This is a genomic window from Bacillus sp. FJAT-52991 (genome assembly GCF_037201805.1).
In the GTDB taxonomy this organism is placed as follows: Bacteria; Bacillota; Bacilli; order Bacillales; family Domibacillaceae; genus Bacillus_CE; species Bacillus_CE kandeliae.
The window spans coordinates 20,259-39,539 of sequence record NZ_CP147406.1 but is presented as its reverse complement, the minus strand read 5'-3'; the positions used below and the strand labels follow the sequence as shown (position 1 = coordinate 39,539).

The following is a 19,281-nucleotide window of genomic DNA, read 5'->3' as shown; positions in this document are numbered from 1 at the left end:
AATTAATCACCTTCCTCGAGGGCAGCGTATTCAGCCAATGATCGATGGACGACATTGGATGTTGGAGTAGGAGAATCTGGGGTCGCCAAACCATTTAGATTCATTTCCTGCTCTTTTTTTGTTCCAGGTAAACCACTGTAATGGCTACTTTCTAGCGTCATTTGACGCTTTCCATCGATCACTGGATGTGTGGCTATACACTCGTGTTCATCATAAATTTCTAGTATGGCTTCATCGTTTTCCCGAATCTTTAAACGCTGTCCGACAAATCGATAAGGGACAGAATATTGATTCCCTTTATATGAAATCAAGCAATCCTTACTCACTTCCCGGAGTTCCCATTGTTGAATAGGGTATAAAGGTTTTATATTCCACGCAAGTAATAATCCTCGCTCTTCCTCAAATCGTTCATTCGGTGTTTGTTGCGTAGTTTGGTTTCTTTTTTTATGGACAACCTCATCTAGCCATTTTCGTACTTCATAATTCAGTTCTTCTAATGTTTCAGGTAGACGACGCTTCAAAAAATTCGTTTTTAAATAAGCAACTGCTCGTTCTACTTTTCCTTTTGTTTGAGCCCTGTAGGGCTTACAGGCTTTAGGGATAATCCCGTAGTAGTTGAGGAAATCCTCGAATTTTTTGTTGAAACGAATTTGCTTCAAGCTATGTTTGGTGACCACAGTACGCATATTATCGTAAAGCAACTGTTGCGGCATCCCATAAAAATAACTAAAAGCGTTCATATGACATTTCATCAAGGTTTCTTGTGTCATATCGGTTGTAAATTCAATATAGCGTTTACGGGAATAACTTAAGATCATGATGAAGGCATAAAGCGATCGTTTTTCCCCATTAACCATAAATTCACCAATATCTTCTGCCCAATCCACTTGCGCTTGTCGTCCTGGAGCTGTTTCAAACCGCACGGTTGCTTGTTTCTTGGGGGCTTCTCGGTACGGTTGAACAAAATCTCGAAGGATCGTACTTTTGCCTTGATACCCCATCGCACGAATTTCCTCAATCAGTACAGCACAATTGGTCGTGCCTTCTTTGATACGTTCCAACAAATAAGGCTTGTATGGATCTAGTTTGCTTGGTCGCTTGGCACGCGGCTTTGATTGAGGTGAACTTTCAGCATTGATATAATTCCTCACCGTTTTTCGATCAAATCCAGTTTCCCTGGCGATAGCACTTATGGCCCAGCCTTTCTGTTTCAATTCTCGAATCATCAAAAAATCCTCCAACAATAACGTCATTCCTACACTTCCAATCTATCTCTAATCGAAATAGATTATCTGTGATAACTGGGGAATTTTAAACCGTTATTATTGAGGATTTTAACACCGGTATTCACATAGCGCATGGCTACTGCTTTTATAGTGCTAGAAATAATCCATATCAACTTTATATTTCACGATACAGTATTTAAAGAACACCATTCTCCTTTAAAACCTGCCTTAATACCCTATTTACAAACTCAGATTTGGCTCCTTTCCTTCCCTGATCACCGATCTTATCTAAAACGTCTTCATCTAAATATAAGCCGACTTGCTTTTTCTTTGGTTTCTTCTCCTTCATGATCCCTTCAATCATTTTATTAATATCGATCATAAAACTTCCTTCTCTATTATTTTTTGAATTTTTTAAATTATGCAATTTTGCGAAGTGCAAAGAAAGAAAAATTCTCTATATAGTATAGACATAAGCAACAGGACATCAAGAAAAATAAAAAATTAAAAACGAAGGAAGGATGATTGAAATGGCAAAGGTAACTAGAGAGGAAATTATCAATGCATGGAAGAATCAAGATGTTCGTCAAAAATTTGATGAAGTACTTTCTCACCCATCTGGAAAGGCATTAGCTGAATTAAGCGATGAAGAATTAGCTTCGATCCAAGGAGCGTCTGACGTAAAACCTGAGACCACTCCATTATGTTTGGGAGTGATCATTGGTCTTACAACTTCAATCAAAATTTGCTAAATTAAATTTCTTTAAGAGGCAGTTAAATTCTAGCTGCCTCTTATTAATTAAAAATATTGTTAATAGTTCAATGGTCTTTGAAACATTAGCAATATTTTTAAGAGGGGAGAATCAGCGCAATGACAGTTGAAACGATGATAAAAAGTGAAGATTTTATTCATTCATTATTCTTACATGAAAGATACCAGGTTTTATCTAATGAAAAGAATCCAACAATGAATCATAAAGAATTTTTCAATGTAAGTAAATGGAAAGAAGATTTGCACAAAGGAAAAGAAAATAACTTTTCCCAAAGACTTAAATATGATGGTTATAATGAGGAAATGTTTGAAGCACTCATTTGTCCAATTAAAGATGAAAATGCAGAGTTATACCATGGACCTTTGAAAAATATAAATTTTTCAATATTAGAATTAGGATTGGAACTATTAAAAAATAAAGATTTAAATGAAGAAGAATTCCAATTAGTTGAATTTGTTTATCCCTTCATCGTATACGCATCAGCAATTATAATCGAATCTATGCAACTTCGTTTAAAATCCGTCCCATTCCACTTAGAACAGATCAAACAAAAGCTGCTATTGTCCCTCGCAGAAGAATTATTGAATATAGCATCAAGGTCTTTGATATTGGAGCTAAATGTATCAAAATTACGGGAAGAATTGGTTGGTGAAACACCGGAAGACCGATTTAAATCTTTTGTTGCTCAAAAGGCAAGAAATTTTTACAGTTTACTAGAATTTTATAAGGAATATGCTGTTCTTACGAGATTTTTAATAACAAGAACTGATTATTTTTTAGACAATATCCAAACATTGCTACTCAGATTAGAAAAGGATTGGTCTGTCTTAAAAAACGAGTTTGCTATTGATGCAGAAGCACTGCTTGAAATAAATATCGGCCAAGGTGATACCCATCAAAGAGGGAATACAGTTATGAAACTTGTATTTGAAAATGAAAAAGAAATTATGTATAAACCTAAGCCGTTAGCGATTGCATCAACCTATAATCAATTAGTTAGATGGATCTCTAGAGAAAACCAGTCCTTATCCTTACCAACCTATAAAATAATTGATTCAGGCGAGTATGGATGGGAGCAAAGAATTACTCCAAAGGGGTGTATGTCAAAGGAGGAAGTTAGCCGTTTTTATTTCCGCTTTGGCAGCCTCGCTGGCCTAATGTATTTATTGAATGGTGCCGATATGCATTTTGAAAATCTGATTGCACACGGCGAATATCCATATGTCATTGATTTAGAAACGATTTTTCACCAGTATCCGACACTGGATTTTCCGGATAGCTCTGAAATTAAATTGAAATACAAGCAGGCGGATTCCGTAATTGGCACTGGCCTTCTTCCTCAAAGTTTGTTTCAAAATTCGGATGGAAAAGGATTAGATTTCAGTGCTTTAAATGGGAAAGAACAAGTCTTGCCTTTTAAAGTTCTAGGTCTAGATCAAGTGAATACGGATAATATGGTCTACTCTTTAAAAGAAGCTAAAAGTCAAGGAGCTTCTAACTTGCCTTTGTTAAATGGAGTCCTGGTTCAGCCGCATGACTACCTGTCCGATATCGTTGCGGGATTTGAAGAAATGATGCAATTCTTTTTAGACAATAAAGAACGCCTTGTTCGTGAGGATGGACCTCTCTCGCTATTTAAAGGATTAAAAACTAGAATTATTGGCAGGGCGACACAACAATACGCGCATTTTCTGCTTGAATCAACACATCCGGATTACATGCGTGATGCCATTTATGTAGAGAAGTTATTTGAAAGAATGTGGCAGTATCCTTATTTAGATAAACGAATTGTGAAACACGAGATCAGTGATCTCTTACAAAGGGATGTGCCTTACTTTACAAGCTTTGTTGATTCGTGTCACTTATATAACAGTTACGGAGAGCAGATAACAGACTTTTTTCAAGAAAGTGGTTACCAGAAAGTCATTAACAAAATTAAAAATCTTACACATCAAGAAAAAGAGGACCAAACGAACTGGTTAATATTATCGATTGAAGGCAACAGACATGCCTATTTCGAAATTAAAAGAGCAAAGGCACATCATTTTTCCACAGAACCTTTTGATCATCAAGAAAGTTTTCTTAAGGAAGCCCAAAAAATCGGAGATATTCTAGTGAACGGAGTAACATTCTCAGACAACAAACAAAATGCCTCTTGGTTGAACATTAATATACTAAACGATCATTGGTTCGTAGCACCAATGAAGCAAAGCCTTTATGACGGGCTTAGCGGGGTAGCCTTATTTTTATTATATTTGCACGAGGAAACAAAAGAAGAACGATATTTAGAAACGGCGCATGCAGCCATGCAATCCGCGATTCATCCGTTCGTTCACTCAAAAGGATTAGTTTCAGCGTTTTTCGGGGAATTATCTGTTTTATATGCACTTCTCCATTTTCAAAAATTAAGTCCGAAAAGTGAATATACAGCCTTTATTGAGAAGGCAAAAATAACTTTAAGGCAAAGAGTCGAAGAAGATCTGGAGTTTGATTTATTAAGTGGATCTGCAGGGATCGTGCACCTTTTATTGAATCTATATGAAAGTACAGGAGATTCGGAGTATCTTGAGATTATGCATTTGTACAGCCAACACTTAATAAAACATGGCGATGACACCTCACGCGGAGTTGCATGGAAAAACAGGCATACCCAAACATATTTAGGTGGTTTTTCTCATGGTACAACCGGAATCGCTGCGGCTTTATGGAGAGCAGGCGAAGCAGCCTCTCAAAAAGAATATCTCCATTTCGCTAATCAAGCCATTTCATACGACCGGTCTCTATTTAACCCTAATCAAAAGGCATGGCTGGATTTGAGAAAGAAAAAGGAACAATATCTTCATCAATGGACACATGGTTCTACTGGTATCGGTATTAGCCGCTTACTCATGAAAAAATACCGCGATGATCACCTTTTTGATTGGGAAATTGAGACTGCCATAAATAATGTAGAAAACTTCGGCTTCAAAAACAATCATAACTTGTGTCATGGCAATATGGGAGATACCGAATTATATTTATTAGCGTCGAAACAATATAACGATGATCAGCTATTATGGAAAGCAAGATCCATCGGAAAACAAGTCATTGGTTCGATAAAAAATATAAAAAGATATCAGGTAGATAGTCCATCTAATATAGATTCTCTTGGTTTATTCGTTGGAATCTCGGGAATTGGCTTTCAATTATTAAGATTACGGAATCCAAATCATATCCCTTCCGTGTTAACTTTAGAAAATGCCTAATACCAAAAAGGCGGGCAATAGTCCCCGCCTTTTTCTTATAGATTTACATTAATAATTCCCATTCGTACGGCTTCAGCTAAAGCTTCTGATCGAGAATTGACTTTAAACTTTTTGTAGATTTTTGTTAAATTATATTCCACCGCCCGAACACTCATAAATAATTCTTCAGCAATTTCCTTATTCCCTCTCCCTTTTGAAATCCCTTCAAGTATCTCTAACTCTTTCTGAGTGACAGAAACATTAGTTTGTTTCTTCGTGCTGGTGCTTGTAGTTTGAACTGTAACATCTGAGAGTCTTAATTGACTTAATAATGAGATAGGAATAAGGGTATATCCATTTAATACAGCATGAATCGCCATCAGAAGCTCCTGTTTAGAAGCAGATTTGCTGATAATTCCGCTAACTCCTGAGTCAATTAATAAATTAAATTGAGATGTATATTCAAAGCCTGTATAAAGAATGATTTTGGCGCCTTTGTGAAATTTAAAAATTCTTTGGGTAAGTTCAAGACCGGAACAATCCGGCATATTCATATCCAATAAGTAAATATCAAATGGCTCTTCCCGACTTCTATTAATCACGTTATCAATATCCATAAGGTATGTGACATCGAAATTTTGTTCCTGCTCAATCATATTTTTCGTTCCTTCTCCCACCAGTTGGTGGTCATCCACAATCAAAACGCGTATCAATTTGGTCACCTCGGTATTGTAATATGAACTTGCAGCCCTTTTCCTTTGCTGGAGACAAACTCTACTTCTCCGTTTAAGCTAAAGATTCTTTCCTTTAAAACTGATAATCCCATATGATTCTTCTTAATATATGGTGATTGCATATCAAAACCTTTCCCATTGTCACGATAGTCAATATAAATCATTTGATCATCTTCCCACATACTGACGGATACATGGGTAGCTTTCGAATGCTTATCAGCATTATTAAGGAGTTCTTGAAAGACACGATAGATTGATAATTTTGTATTATAGTCCTCAAACGTTTCTGAAATATTATCAAATTCATAATCCAGATGGTATTTAACTCGCATTTGGAACTGGGAAAATAATTCTTTTAATGATTGAATCAGTCCCCCCTCTAATAAGAGGTTTGGCCTTAATTCATTGCAAGTGCTCCGAATTTGTTTAATCACATCCACCATTCCGTTTTTAACCTTTATTAATTGCTCCTGTACATCACTTGGGATGTCTTGATTATCTTGAATCAAATGTTCCAATTTACGGTACCAAACAATTTGATCCTGCAGAGCGGAGTCGTGTAAATCTGAAGCTAGCCTTCTTCTTTCCGTTTCAGCTAATTGAAATAAAAAGCGGGATAGAGAAACCGATGCAGGGCGATCCTCAATGTCTTGTTGCTGTAATGACTGAATCAAGTCGCTAACAGCATGTAAGTTTTCATAAACAAGGCGCACATATTTTACGATCGTGGTTGTCCAGGTCTTCTCATTAATATTGAAGCTTGTATGGTTTCTTTTATGCCCCACCCAAATATAGACCATTTTCTGATCCTTATTATAAAGGCGAATTCCAAGTGAATCAGTGTATTTCAATAAATCCCCACTCGTATCACTTTGAATCAGCCATTCCTGGTGCTTATGAAGAGTAAACAACTCTTCATTGCCATGAAAGACCCTTGTCGTATATTGAAAAGTGTCGGAATCATATTCAACAAAAGCGATGACCGATGGATTTAAAACAGACACAACTTCATTCACTAAAAGTCTTTCTAATTCCTCTTCCTTCATAACGGCAGATAATTTTTGCGTAAATTGGTCAATGCTTTGAGTTAGATTTGTTTTGTCCCTAAAAAGCTGATTTCGAAAAGAATAATCAATCTTTTCTTTCAGCAGTAAAAAGATAACATTTAACGTGAAGATTAAGAAAAAGTTCTGTAAAAAACGGCTAAATAAATTACTGTCATAATTCACCGTCCCACTGACCACAAAAGAAATAATAATCGTTGGCACCAAGGACAAAAAGGTATAATATCGGATCCGATTCAAAATAAAATTAATGTCCAAAAGCTGCTTTGTTAAGATCAAATAGGAGTAGCCTATTGGAATGGCAAAAAGAAATAAAGCTGCAATATCATCAGGTAAAATGGGCAGTCCTAATATGTAAGGAATCGCATGTAAAAAGATAAAAGGCACAAACGCAATAGTTGGAATGACTAACATCCATTTAAGAAATGGTTCATGAGAAGAATCACGTTTCTTTATATATAGATAGATTAAGAATCCAATGGAATAAACAATATTTAAAGAGAAATGGACTAACATTAAATTGTCCGTTAATAAACTTGGCAAATCTTTTATTAACAAGTCGTATATATTGAGCAAAATGATGAAAATACCAAAAATAATATTTATCGTTAAGATCACTGATGGCTTTTTTCGGATGAGGTCCTTTTCTAAAAAAGTCGAGTAGATAAAGCAAAAAAAGCTAAGCACTCCGAGTTGAAAGGAAAAAATTAAAATAAGGCTAGCTCCTACATCCTTATGCCCAGAAACATTAGATGTTAAAAGGCTTAAAGAGGACATCATCAGAAAACTCATTAAGAAATTAGCAGTGGAATTATGTTTCTGATAAATGAGAATCGATAAAAGCAAAATCAAGATTGTAAAAATCTCCGGCATATAGAGTTCCTTCAAGAAATTTGAAAACTTTATATCTGGTGCCGTGTAACGGGTGATTTTATTATTATGTTCAATCGTTAAGTCCTCAGCATGTTCCAGTCTTTTCTGATCATCAAGCCCTTTTACTTCCTTCCCTTCAATCTTTTTCACAATATCTCCTTTTGAAATATTCGTATCGTGAACCCATCCATCCTTGTCGATCTGTTCAACAATAACGTTTTGGTGCCGGTCCATCGATATCGTGATTCCACTAAAGGGCTGAACAATCTGAATAATCAAATATATATGCAGGGCTATATAGACAGTGAAGATAAAAATAGCCATGACTTTTCTATTTTTTATAACCATGACTTCTTGAGTTTCCTTTCAGAAAATTACAAAAATACTTTGCGGTAATTACAAGAGACATTGTGGAAATTACTTGTAGGTTGTCCAGTATAATTAAAACATCAAATACCAAAGGTGGGATAAACAATGATTATGGAAATCGTTGAACAATTATTAACAAACCCAAATATTCATGAATGGAGTCAATCTGCTTCAAAACTTTGTGAAGGAGTTTCCCAATCAGAATTAAATGTAATTATCAACACCTTTACTTCTTTAGAAAATAACCCAATGCTACAAGCTGCGGACACATGGAAATAAAATTCCCGAAAGAAGAGAGATCCTCATGATTCATTCAAACAGAAATTTTAAATTTTAATATTAAGCAGTCTCTCTTTTTCATGGCTTCCAATATTTAAAGAATGAATACACTCTTTATATTTATAGAGGTAAAGTTGCTCCATCACCTTACAATATTCTACGGCACCTCCATAAATAAGGATTTTTTGCAGCTCTGAAATCTCATGGCTAGTCAACTCACTATATGGCTGGCTTCCTAGATAATACTCTTTTACTATTTGAAATTGAGGTTTCTGAAGTTGTAAATAATATAAAACAGGAAGCGTTTTTTTCTTATTAATGATGTCATTTTTAACGGAACCATGGATCATATCATTAGCATCATTTCTTATTTGTGCAATAATCCCCAAGTACCTAGAATAAGTTTTTATCATCTTCTGAGTATTTTCATCTACACAACCTGCCCCCAGCAAACAAGCCATCTGGATTAAAGAGCCTGACTTTAAAGAAACCATGGACAGATACTCCGATTCGGAGGAGACATTATTGGATAAATCAATATACTGCCCATTAATAGAGCCGAGGGTACTGCGATGAACTTCTGATCGAATCCATCCTTTAACAAAATCAGCTATTTGCATACCCTCAATATGTTCTAGACAAGCAAATAATAAGCCAATTATAATATTTAAATTTTGCCCAACGCTAACATCAGCCCAAGGATGGCCTGCGGCATCTCCATCCTGTATATCGTCCATGATATCGGAGGCTAATAAGATCAATTCAACTATAGTTAATAAGCTGATTTCTTCTTCCTTGTTAAATGAATTACAGAAAATATCGTAATGAATCTTCGTAAACTGAGCAAAATTTATTGATTGGTTAAATTTGTAATCAACATAATTTAATGCATAGAACTTTAAATCTTCCTCAGAAAAATAACGATCAATTAATGAGCTTGCTTGATCGATCATACATTGACGCCATTGATTCTCCAATAATGGTTTCAAACCATCCACCCCTTCAGCCCATACTCGAATTATTTTAATAATCCTTCATTTTACCCGCTTAAAACCAAAAAGGGAGTTCCTGTATTTTCTAGTATTTCGATATCAGGTTAATTTTCCCTTCAATTTTTTGCAAACAAAATTCAGCGTAGCGACATATCAATGGACCATCAGAAATTGCAGTTTTTTGTATTTCAACAAAAAAACATTGCGGTTTTCCCTGTTTGGATGTCGGTTAATACTTGCCGATATCGAGATATGATGTTAATAAGCAAAACCACAACATTAAGGGAGGAGAGGTGTAAGTGAAAGATCTATTAAGTGAGCGAGAGGTTGAAGTAGCCGCTTTGGTAGCTGAGGGATTTAAAGATATTGAGATCTCAAGGAAATTATTTATTAGCAGGCGCAGAGTGGGGGAAATCATATTTTCCATCAAAAAAAAGCTAAACATTTCTTCACGCGTACAAATTGGGATCGCTGCTTATACTCTTGGACTAATAGCCTTTCAAATTGATCTTCACCAAGAACAAATTATGAATTAATAATTGTAACAAGCAAGGAGAGGGTGATTATGAGAAGAGTTCCATTTATTGAACAAATGGAGCATAGTGAATGCGGTTTAGCCTCATTATGTATGATTTTATCGTTCCACGGAAATCATGTCTCTCTTTCTGAGTTGAGAGAGAGATATGGAGTTCCAAAAGGCGGAACCTCATTATTCCAAATAATGGATATAGGAAAAAGCTATAATCTCGATGTGAAAGGTTATAAGGCCAGTGTTGATGATTTAAAAAACATTCTTTTGCCGGCTATTATTCACTGGGAAAATAAACATTACGTTGTGTTGGAGAAGATTGGGAATAAATTTGCTGTTATTGTAGATCCGGCCTCTGGAAGAACTAAGATTCCATTAAATGATCTACAAGCGAAATATTCAGGGTTTGTGTTAGTCATGACTCCAACTGAATCCTTTGAGAAGAAAAAAGGGGGGTCTCATACCCGTTTCTTTCTCTCTTTTGTTCTAGGGAAAAAGCCGTTAATTGCGTCCATTGTGTTAACCTCTTTGCTCATACAAGGTTTTGCTTTAGTCATCCCTTGGCTAACAAGTTGGATCACAGACCAAGTAATTGTTCCAAAGAATGATGGATATTTAACAGCAATTGGCTACAGCATCCTGATCCTTTTGTTTAGTTATCTGATCTTTTCGGCACTAAGGGGATTTTTAATCGCCAAATTACAAACAGCCATCGATAAATCGCTGATGACCCAATTTATCGATAAATTATTAAATCTCACTTACAGTTTTTTTGAAAATAGGTCCACAGGGGAGCTGCTATTTCGGGCTAATTCCAATGTATATATCAGACAAATTCTTTCTACCAAGGCCATTACATTTTTAATTGATGGGATATTACTTATCACATATTTAATCGTAATGACCCAATATTCATTAAAAATGACAGGAGTTGTTTTGGTTATTGGAATAAGTATCTTTGCGATATTAGTCTTCAGCACTTCTGTTTCTAGAAAACTTGCTGATAAAGAAATTTCTGCTCAATCACAAGTTCAAAGAATATTATCAGAAAGCATTAATGGGATTAGCGATGTAAAAGTGATGGGATTAGAAAATCAAGTTTACAGTGATTGGTTTGAAAAATTCAACTTGCAACTAATGCATGCCGAAAAAAGAGCAATATGGACATCTTTGATCAATACAATTGCGGCTTCTGTTCAATTTATATTGCCAATTTATCTTTTATGGTTGAGCGGGAAGCCGATCATTTCAGGAAATATGTCTCTTGGAGATGTACTAGGTTTTAGCTCATTAGCTCTCTCCTTTATTACCCCCATTATTTCTATTGGTAATGGCTATGGAGAACTAATCTACCTCGGGTCGTATATCCAAAGAATCTACGATGTTATGCATGCGAAATCTGAAAGGAGAAATGGACAATCTGTATTTAGTGCACCAATTAAAGGAAAAGTTGAATTCAAAAATATCTCTTACAAACATAACCATTTTAGCAACTACACAGTTAAAAATCTCTCCTTTGAGGTGAACCCTGGGGAAAGGCTAGCCATAGTGGGATCCTCTGGGGCAGGGAAGAGTACTCTTGTTAAACTTTTACTAGGATTATATACACCTAGTGAAGGATCTATCCTATTCGATGGAATGGAGAGCAATAAGTTCAATTTGCGGTTTTTGAGAAAATCGATAGGGGTTGTGTTTCAAGAAGCGCGGCTGTTTAATAAAACAATTGCCGAAAATATTGCTTCTGACAGACAGAATGTCATCGATGAGGACATATTAGAAGCGGCCCATCAAGCAAATATTCATGAGGAAATCATGCAGCTGCCCCTTCAGTATTCTACTACTGTCTCTGAATTTGGCATTAACTTTTCAGGAGGACAACGGCAGAGGCTTATTTTAGCAAGAGCACTAGCATCAAAGCCGTCCATTTTATTATTGGATGAAGCAACAAGCGCCTTAGATACACTTTCAGAGAAGATCATTGCTGAACATTTATCTAGATTGCCTTGCACCCAAATTATTATCGCTCACCGGCTCAGTACAATTAAAAATGCAGATCGTATTGTTGTGATGCACCAAGGAGAAATAGTAGAGACTGGAACCCATGATGAATTATTAGATCAGCAAGGATACTATTACAAATTAACCAGAACTCAACAAATAAAGGAGAAAAATCATGAGAAAGTGGTGTTATAAAACACGCATGACTGTAAGAACGATATTCAGTATTTATTTGATTATTGCTCTAACGTTGGCGGGAATAAGTTCAACAGCATATGCAGACGATAGCTCAAATAACAGCGCTCCAGACTCCTACGTTTTTGCTTTAAAAGAAGATGAAAACACTCAAAAAATGATGGAAGATTTAAAAAACAAGTATCCGCAACTAAAAATAGATCCCATCAATGAAATCAATACAATGACGATTGCAAGTGAAGATTATGAGTTGTTAGATCAAGCTCAAAAATACGTTAACAGCAAATATAAAAATATGATTGAAGGAGGGAACAAGGAACAAACCATCACCCTTAAGGAATTTGGAACACCTAGTGTAATGAGTCAACCATTATCACAATTGACAAAATCAAACCATGTTCAAAGTAGAATGCTCTTGCCATCCAATGAAGGTAGTAACATCTATGACGCTTGGAGATGGGATATAAAAAAGGTCACTTCTGATGGTGCAAGCTACTTAATTGAAAAAGGCAATCACAATGTGAAAATAGGCATCGTTGATAGTGGAGTGGATGTTCATCACCCCGATCTTAAAGATAATATTGTCAGCCCAGGAAAATCTCTTGTTCCAGGGGTTTCTTCCATAACAGATGAAATTGGCCACGGAACGATGGTAGCCGGATCAATTGCGGCTAACGGAAACATTAAAGGGATATCTCCAGAGGTTGGAATTGTACCTTATAAGGTATTTCAAGGATATTCAGCCGACTCAAGCTGGATCATCAAAGCAATTATTGAAGCCGCCAATGATGATATGGACATAATTAATCTAAGCTTAGGAACGTACAAGTCAATGAAAAACAAGGAAGACCGTGCAACCTATCTTTCCTATAAACGCGCCATCTTCTATGCAAATAAGAAAGGCAGCTTATTAGTAGCTTCGTCTGGCACAGACGGATACGACATAACAAACCCTATGAAACTTGCTGAACAAATGGGATTAAAAAACGATCTCCAGCTTCATATGCCTGGCGGATTATCGAATGTAGTCACGGTATCCGCAACTAACCTAAATGATCAATTAGCCTATTATTCTAATTATGGCACCAATGTTGATATTGCGGCTCCTGCTGGGGACTACGGACCAAACTTTGCCGATCACCAAAAAGTTGAATTGGAGTATATGACTTTGACCACTTATCCTACGACACTGCCACAATCGGAAATTGGAAAATATTTAGGGTTTGCTCCTGGTTATGAATTTATGATCGGCACAAGCCTAGCAGCACCTAAAGTTTCAGCTACAGCAGCCTTAATCATAGTTGAATATCAAGAGAAATATGGAAAAAAACCTTCTCCAAATACAGTAAAACGATACTTATATGGAGGAACAGTTAAAGGAAACGAAACAAAAAGGAAACTAGGAAACGGAATTGTGAATGCTAAAAATTCTTTAGATCTTGTCATTAAACGATAACGGAGGGAAGCAAAATGAAATGGAAGTCTTTACTAATGACGGTTGCAGGCGTGTTGGTTGGTATAGCGATCATTTACTTCATTAAATACTAAGAAAGGGTGTATAAAATGAGCTTTGAAATTCAAGGATTAAACAAATCGTTCGGAAGTTACCAAGCAGTTAATAACTTAAACATTAAACTTGAAGAGGGAAATATTTTAGGAATGCTTGGACGAAATGGTGCTGGCAAAACCACCACTATTCGGATGATCTTAGATATTATCAAACCAGATAGCGGTTCTATTCTCTGGAATGAACGCCCATTCTCTAAAAAAGAACTATTAATCGGCTATCTTCCAGAAGAAAGAGGCCTTTATCCAAAGATGAATGTTGTTGAACAATTGGTTTTTCTGGCCAAATTAGAGGGCGTTCCTTCAAAAATTGCAAAAAAACAAGCATTAAACTGGTTAGAAAGGTTAGAAATGACCCCTTATATCAAAAAGAAAACAGAGGAACTATCAAAGGGAAATCAACAGAAGGTGCAGCTAATCAGCTGTCTGATTCATGATCCGGATTTCATCATTTTAGATGAACCTTTCAGCGGCTTGGATCCTGTAAACGCTGAAATGCTTAAGGATGTGGTCAAAGATTTAATAAAAAAGCGTAAAACAATTATATTTTGCAGTCATCAAATGGACAGCGTGGAGACCTTTTGCGAAGAGATATGCATCATGAAAAACGGAATAAAGGTGTTATCGGGGTCTCTATCGGACATTAAGAAAAGCTATGGTTATCGTTATTTAGATATACAGTCTGATGAAGACCTAGATCCAATTTTAGATAAAAAAGATTATATATATGAACGAAAGAACCAGGGTTACTCCATTAAACTGACAAAAGATCAGGCACCATTAAAGCTCATACAAGAAATAGAACGGCTGTATGGCGTTCGAAGTCTTTCTCTAAGGGAGCCTAGCCTACATCAAATCTTTATCGAAAAAACGGGGGCGTAAATATGAGAAGCTTTGGGATTATACTGCAACAAACATATCTTCAAGCTGTGCGATCCAAGTCATATGTGTGGATGACCATCCTTTTAATTTTTATTGGGGCATTCATTTTAGCCTTCCCAAGTTTAATGGAGAAGTTTTCAGATGAAGAGAAAGCCAAAAACTATGTTTTCATCGCGAAAGATGATTTTCAAATAAGTCAGCAACAACTAGATACCTTTCCATCCAATCACGCCTTTCGACTTGGGAACCCCTCTCATTTTGAAAACTATAAAGAAAAAATTGCAAATAATAAACTTGATGGATTGTTTGTCTTAAAAAATGGATCCAATCCATCATCCATCCAATTGGATTACTATATGGAAAAAGATGATCCTTTACTTGTTCAAAGTATGAAAGCTTTTGTGCAAAATCTTTACTTCCAACAAATTATTGCTGAGAAAAATATAGATCCGGATGCAGCAAATATGCTGTCGATTCAAATTGAACCAACGATGCAATCACTTCGGGATACGGACTCCAATTCGTTTCTCATGGTCTATTTGTTAATCGGTATTATGTTCTTAGCCATTACCACATATGGAAATAACGTAGCGACAGCTATCACATCGGAGAAATCATCGAGAATCATGGAGGTTATGATTACGAAGATCTCCCCTGTTCCGATGATGTTTGGCAAAATACTCGGTATCGGTTTGGCTAGTCTAACACAACTATTTATATTCTTTGCTAGTACGATCTTGCTGGCTAGAATAGAGATTTTTAACATTGAGGAAGGCAGTCTTGCCGACACACTGATGAATATGCTGACTGTTTCCTACACTATATACTTTTTACTATTCTTTATCCTCGGCTACTTTATTTACGCAGCACTATTTGCCGTCATTGGGTCCATGGCAAGCCGGCCTGAGGAATTATCTAGTAGCACACTGCCTATTACCATTATTTTAATGGCCAGTTTAGTGGTTGAGATGTTCTTTGTTATTGACCATCCAGAAGGAGCAACAGCTAGAATTACATCGTATATTCCATTTACAGCTCCCATTAGTTTAATGGTTAGAATTGTAAACGAAGTGGTCTCGCCACTCGAAATAATACTCTCTATCGGGTCCATGCTAGTAAGTATCGCACTCTTCTCCTTATTAGCGGCGAAAATATACCCGAAAGGCGTTCTCAAAACCGATCAGCGATTAACATTTGGGCAATTACTTAAAAATCATTAATGATAGGAGGCATCAAAAAATGAAGTTCTTTTTTCAATCGCGGCGAAAATTAAAATCATGGGATCAAAATGAACATATACAATCATCTATAAAAGAATTAACCGATGATGAAATGAAGCTCATTCAGGGGGCATCAAAGGACAAGAATGAAAGCCTATACCATTCCTATGCCTTAGCTACTGAACATAAAAGAATGCTGCCGTAAGTATAAAAAAAGCCCAATTTCTCAATTTTAATATTGGGAAATTGGGCTTTCTTATATTGGAATGTCCTTATTCTCATTTTTCTAACTCTACTCCAAGAATAATATAACAACTTTCCTTGATTTCTTCGAATCTACGTTTATTCGAAGAAATCAAGGAAAGAATCTTCATATATTTTTTCTCTTCCAAATTCAAACGTTCTATTCTTCTTGCAACTCAAAATCACTATTGTTTTTTGCAAGTAACTTATTTGAATTCTTTTCTATATAATCTAAACGAATAAATAGCTCCAACAAAGAATACAAAGGCTTCAAATAATATAAAGATTTGGCGGAAACACTCAATATCTTTATCAACTAAAGAAATAAATACACTATTCATTATAAGTTGAGTAATAAACATACAAGAAATAATTTTAAGATGAATAGCATTGGTTCTTTCATCTGGTTGACCAAATTTTTTCCAGATAATAAAAAGTACAATTCCTGAACCCGAAAATAGCAGTGTTATAAAACCTACACTGTGGGGACATAAAAAGCCTCACTATGTCCCCACCTACTAACACAACATAATGGCTATTATGTTGTTATTCGTAAAACTATAAATTCAAGCCTACTCTTTTGGATTAAAAGTAGGCTTGAAAAGAGTTGAGTTGTATAAATATGGATTTCGTGATATTTTGTATAAAAAGGAGTGTTAAAATGAAAAAAATTCCATTAACAGTCATGTCAGGAATTTTAGCGTTAACGATTTTGGGAGGTTATTCCACGAACAAAACAGTTCAACCCGAAGAAGAAGTTGAAAAACTTGTTAACAATTATTTAACGGCTCTAGAAAAAAAGGATGTATCTTCACTAGTAAAATATGCTGATGATCTGAGATTTCCAAATAAGGATGAACAAAAACAAGAGTATTCAGTAATCGTTACTGATGAAAACGTTACAAATACCAAACTTCTAAATCTTAAAAAAATAAGTGATACGGAGTTTGAAACTACTATAGAAGTTGCCAGTAATGGAGGAAGCTCAGATAAACTTACATTTCCTATCAAACAACAAGAAAATGGATGGAAAATCATTGTTGGACAAGATATGTAAACAAATATTAAAGGTTCCAAATACAACATAAAAGATATTATGTTGTGTTCGAAAGCAACCCCTAGAAACTACTAACCCCCTTGGAGATCAAGGGGGTTTTCGTTGTAGCAACGCCTAGCAGGAGTTTTAATATAACATGTTGAATACTATTGTTGCATTTAATGAAACATATTAGATGTTTTTTGATAGAGATGAAGGATCTTCAATGACCAGTATACAAGGACAAAACAGTGTGGAACCTATTCGAGATCCGGAGAAAATCCGGGAAATGAAGGAGTACCTACTTCATAAATCGTACAGGGATTATTTTTTATTTACTTTCGGTATCAATTCGGGCTTGAGGATCAGCGATATTCTGCCGTTGCGGGTCATGGATGTGCGAGACACGGAATATCTGCGAATTCGTGAGAAAAAGACGGGAAACATTCGGAAAATTAAAATGTCGGCGGCACTCAAACAGGAAATCGAGAAATATACACGCCAAATGGCCGATTCTGACCTCTTATTTGATAAAGGTCCAATCGGGCATGAAACGGCTTGGAGGATCATTAACGAGGCTTCTCGCTCGTGTGGTATTGAAGGAGCCATCGGAATCCACACCATGAGGAAGACATTTGGCTATCATTTTTACCAGCGAACGAAGGACGTGGCGATGTTGCAGCAAATCTTCGGTCATTCGGCTCCATCGATTACTTTGTGGTATATCGGCATTAATGATGAGATGGTGGACAGAGTTCTAGAAGATTTTTCATTGTAAAAAAGTAGAAAATGAGGCTTTTTCTTGTGAATTACCTCCCATAAAATATAAAAATATCAACTCCTTAATGACAAAAAATTAAATGTAAAATAAGTATTGCTAAAAACAGCCGAATTACCATTTAATATAGAGTAAGAAGGGGGCTTAAAAATTGTTATAAATGCTGTTATATCAACGTATTCTCGTATTTCCGTATGTCATAAAAATGCGACACACAAATCTCATTTAACCTTGTATCTCTTTCTCAATTTCTTCAGCATAATAATTAATATCACTATCGGAATCTGCTTTGAAATTATTACAAAGTTCTTTTACTATTTCTTCGTTCTTATTTAATTCATCTATTTGTATTAAATAATGTGTTGCAGAAGCAACAGAAGTTCTTACATCGTCATTAGAGTGCTTACTAAGTTCTAATAATTTTTTGCTAAACCATGACATATCAATTGTTAAATCTTGAGACATGATATCAATAGATTCAATAATGCTTTCAATATCATTCTTCTGTATATGTTCTTCCAATTCTTCTTTTGAAACAATTACTTCCTCGTATTCACTAAAACTAATATCTTTATCCAAATAAAGTTTGTTTAAGAAATCATGAAAAGAAGGAGCTAATTTAAAAATTTGTTCCGATTCATTATCAATATAAACAATTGGTGGGTTTTCTTTTGTATTTCTATAATCAAAAGCAATCCATGAATGTCCATCCCCACTGATAAGTATTAAACCATCTGGCATATCCCATTCTTTCAAATAATAATCATTTTCAAGAATACCATGCTCTTTACCAATCCCCATAATATGATCAATATAGATAGAATCATCATTCCATTCTGATGGAAAAGCATTATAAACAATAGATCCGCCATTCTGAATGTTGAGAATATCTATGTATTCCTTAGAAAATGCAACACCAAAAGCTTGTTCTGCTTGTTTTACAGCTGTATCCTTCAACTTTGGTAATTTATACATATCATCAGATTCATTTGTCCACAATTTCATATTGAGCACCCCCTTATTTTTTAATTATAGATTAACATACAAATAATCTACCTAGACCCCAAATTATACCATACGAAACTAGTGTTCACGTTGATGCTCCAATTGTTGAAGCTGGAGTGGTTCCTACCCTTGGATGAGCAATCCCGGCTATAACTCCTATAGTTTATAGAGCAGGACAAAAACTTTTTGTCAAACAATTTTTGAAAAAAACAACTAAAAAAATAAGAATTAGAAATGGACATTTAGCTGGAAAACAACATCCTGTTACAGGAGTTAAATTTTCCAAGAATGGGTT

18 protein-coding genes are annotated in these 19,281 nt (G+C 35.5%); 11 read left to right on the top strand and 7 right to left on the bottom strand.

The features are described from left to right. Nucleotides 1-2: 2 nt before the first annotated feature. Nucleotides 3-1,253: an IS21 family transposase gene (gene istA, locus WDJ61_RS18850; protein WP_413789039.1), complete on the bottom strand. Its 1,251-nt coding sequence runs from the start codon at nt 1,251-1,253 to the stop codon at nt 3-5. Nucleotides 1,254-1,422: 169 nt separating this feature from the next. Further along, nucleotides 1,423-1,608, bottom strand: a complete 186-nt coding sequence (locus tag WDJ61_RS18845) for a hypothetical protein (protein ID WP_338754927.1) — start codon at nt 1,606-1,608, stop codon at nt 1,423-1,425. A 148-nt stretch (nt 1,609-1,756) separates the two neighbouring features. Between WDJ61_RS18845 and WDJ61_RS18840 the strand changes: the two genes are divergently transcribed. Together WDJ61_RS18840 and WDJ61_RS18835 are read left to right on the top strand one after the other, a co-directional pair. Continuing rightward, nucleotides 1,757-1,978 carry a mersacidin/lichenicidin family type 2 lantibiotic gene (locus tag WDJ61_RS18840; protein ID WP_338754926.1) on the top strand — a complete coding sequence of 74 codons (222 nt, stop codon included), beginning with the start codon at nt 1,757-1,759 and terminating at the stop codon, nt 1,976-1,978. Nucleotides 1,979-2,097: 119 nt separating this feature from the next. After that, a complete protein-coding gene (locus WDJ61_RS18835; RefSeq protein ID WP_338754925.1) occupies nt 2,098-5,244 on the top strand; it encodes a type 2 lanthipeptide synthetase LanM family protein in 3,147 nt (1,048 codons plus the stop codon). A gap of 35 nt (nt 5,245-5,279) precedes the next feature. Here WDJ61_RS18835 and WDJ61_RS18830 read toward each other — a convergent pair whose 3' ends face one another. Both WDJ61_RS18830 and WDJ61_RS18825 read right to left on the bottom strand, forming a co-directional pair. After that, complete coding sequence (locus WDJ61_RS18830; RefSeq protein ID WP_338754924.1) at nt 5,280-5,936, bottom strand: response regulator transcription factor; 657 nt, start codon at nt 5,934-5,936, stop codon at nt 5,280-5,282. Between the two features lie 5 nt (nt 5,937-5,941). Further along, a complete protein-coding gene (locus tag WDJ61_RS18825; protein ID WP_338754923.1) occupies nt 5,942-8,242 on the bottom strand; it encodes a sensor histidine kinase in 2,301 nt (766 codons plus the stop codon). A gap of 126 nt (nt 8,243-8,368) precedes the next feature. Between WDJ61_RS18825 and WDJ61_RS18820 the strand changes: the two genes are divergently transcribed. Then, the gene (locus tag WDJ61_RS18820) at nt 8,369-8,542 is read left to right on the top strand and encodes a hypothetical protein (RefSeq protein ID WP_338754922.1); all 174 of its coding nucleotides are present in this window, start codon (nt 8,369-8,371) and stop codon (nt 8,540-8,542) included. Nucleotides 8,543-8,589: 47 nt separating this feature from the next. On the opposite strand, the gene WDJ61_RS18815 is transcribed toward WDJ61_RS18820, so the two are convergent. After that, the gene (locus tag WDJ61_RS18815; RefSeq protein ID WP_338754921.1) at nt 8,590-9,531 is read right to left on the bottom strand and encodes a polyprenyl synthetase family protein; all 942 of its coding nucleotides are present in this window, start codon (nt 9,529-9,531) and stop codon (nt 8,590-8,592) included. Between the two features lie 302 nt (nt 9,532-9,833). Here WDJ61_RS18815 and WDJ61_RS18810 point away from each other — a divergent pair, with 302 nt between their 5' ends. From WDJ61_RS18810 to WDJ61_RS18785, 6 genes are all read left to right on the top strand, one after another. Continuing rightward, nucleotides 9,834-10,070 (top strand): helix-turn-helix transcriptional regulator, encoded by a 237-nt coding sequence (locus WDJ61_RS18810; RefSeq protein WP_338754920.1) that lies wholly within the window; start codon nt 9,834-9,836, stop codon nt 10,068-10,070. 29 nt (nt 10,071-10,099) lie between these two features. Further along, the gene (locus WDJ61_RS18805) at nt 10,100-12,256 is read left to right on the top strand and encodes a peptidase domain-containing ABC transporter (protein ID WP_338754919.1); all 2,157 of its coding nucleotides are present in this window, start codon (nt 10,100-10,102) and stop codon (nt 12,254-12,256) included. Beyond that, the gene (locus tag WDJ61_RS18800) at nt 12,237-13,712 is read left to right on the top strand and encodes a S8 family peptidase (protein WP_338754918.1); all 1,476 of its coding nucleotides are present in this window, start codon (nt 12,237-12,239) and stop codon (nt 13,710-13,712) included. The genes WDJ61_RS18805 and WDJ61_RS18800 overlap by 20 nt, the downstream gene beginning before the upstream one ends. A gap of 107 nt (nt 13,713-13,819) precedes the next feature. Then, a complete protein-coding gene (locus WDJ61_RS18795; protein WP_338754917.1) occupies nt 13,820-14,704 on the top strand; it encodes an ABC transporter ATP-binding protein in 885 nt (294 codons plus the stop codon). 2 nt (nt 14,705-14,706) lie between these two features. Continuing rightward, nucleotides 14,707-15,924, top strand: a complete 1,218-nt coding sequence (locus tag WDJ61_RS18790) for an ABC transporter permease (RefSeq protein WP_338754916.1) — start codon at nt 14,707-14,709, stop codon at nt 15,922-15,924. A 19-nt stretch (nt 15,925-15,943) separates the two neighbouring features. Next, complete coding sequence (locus tag WDJ61_RS18785; protein ID WP_338754915.1) at nt 15,944-16,129, top strand: hypothetical protein; 186 nt, start codon at nt 15,944-15,946, stop codon at nt 16,127-16,129. A gap of 244 nt (nt 16,130-16,373) precedes the next feature. Here WDJ61_RS18785 and WDJ61_RS18780 read toward each other — a convergent pair whose 3' ends face one another. Next, nucleotides 16,374-16,637: a 6-aminohexanoate hydrolase gene (locus WDJ61_RS18780; RefSeq protein ID WP_338754956.1), complete on the bottom strand. Its 264-nt coding sequence runs from the start codon at nt 16,635-16,637 to the stop codon at nt 16,374-16,376. Between the two features lie 191 nt (nt 16,638-16,828). On the opposite strand from WDJ61_RS18780, the gene WDJ61_RS18775 reads away from it, so the two are divergent. Both WDJ61_RS18775 and WDJ61_RS18770 read left to right on the top strand, forming a co-directional pair. Beyond that, a complete protein-coding gene (locus tag WDJ61_RS18775; protein ID WP_338754914.1) occupies nt 16,829-17,224 on the top strand; it encodes a hypothetical protein in 396 nt (131 codons plus the stop codon). A 205-nt stretch (nt 17,225-17,429) separates the two neighbouring features. Further along, nucleotides 17,430-17,981 carry a site-specific integrase gene (locus tag WDJ61_RS18770; RefSeq protein WP_338754913.1) on the top strand — a complete coding sequence of 184 codons (552 nt, stop codon included), beginning with the start codon at nt 17,430-17,432 and terminating at the stop codon, nt 17,979-17,981. A gap of 225 nt (nt 17,982-18,206) precedes the next feature. On the opposite strand, the gene WDJ61_RS18765 is transcribed toward WDJ61_RS18770, so the two are convergent. Further along, nucleotides 18,207-18,986 (bottom strand): SMI1/KNR4 family protein, encoded by a 780-nt coding sequence (locus WDJ61_RS18765; protein WP_338754912.1) that lies wholly within the window; start codon nt 18,984-18,986, stop codon nt 18,207-18,209. Between the last annotated feature and the right edge of the window lie 295 nt (nt 18,987-19,281).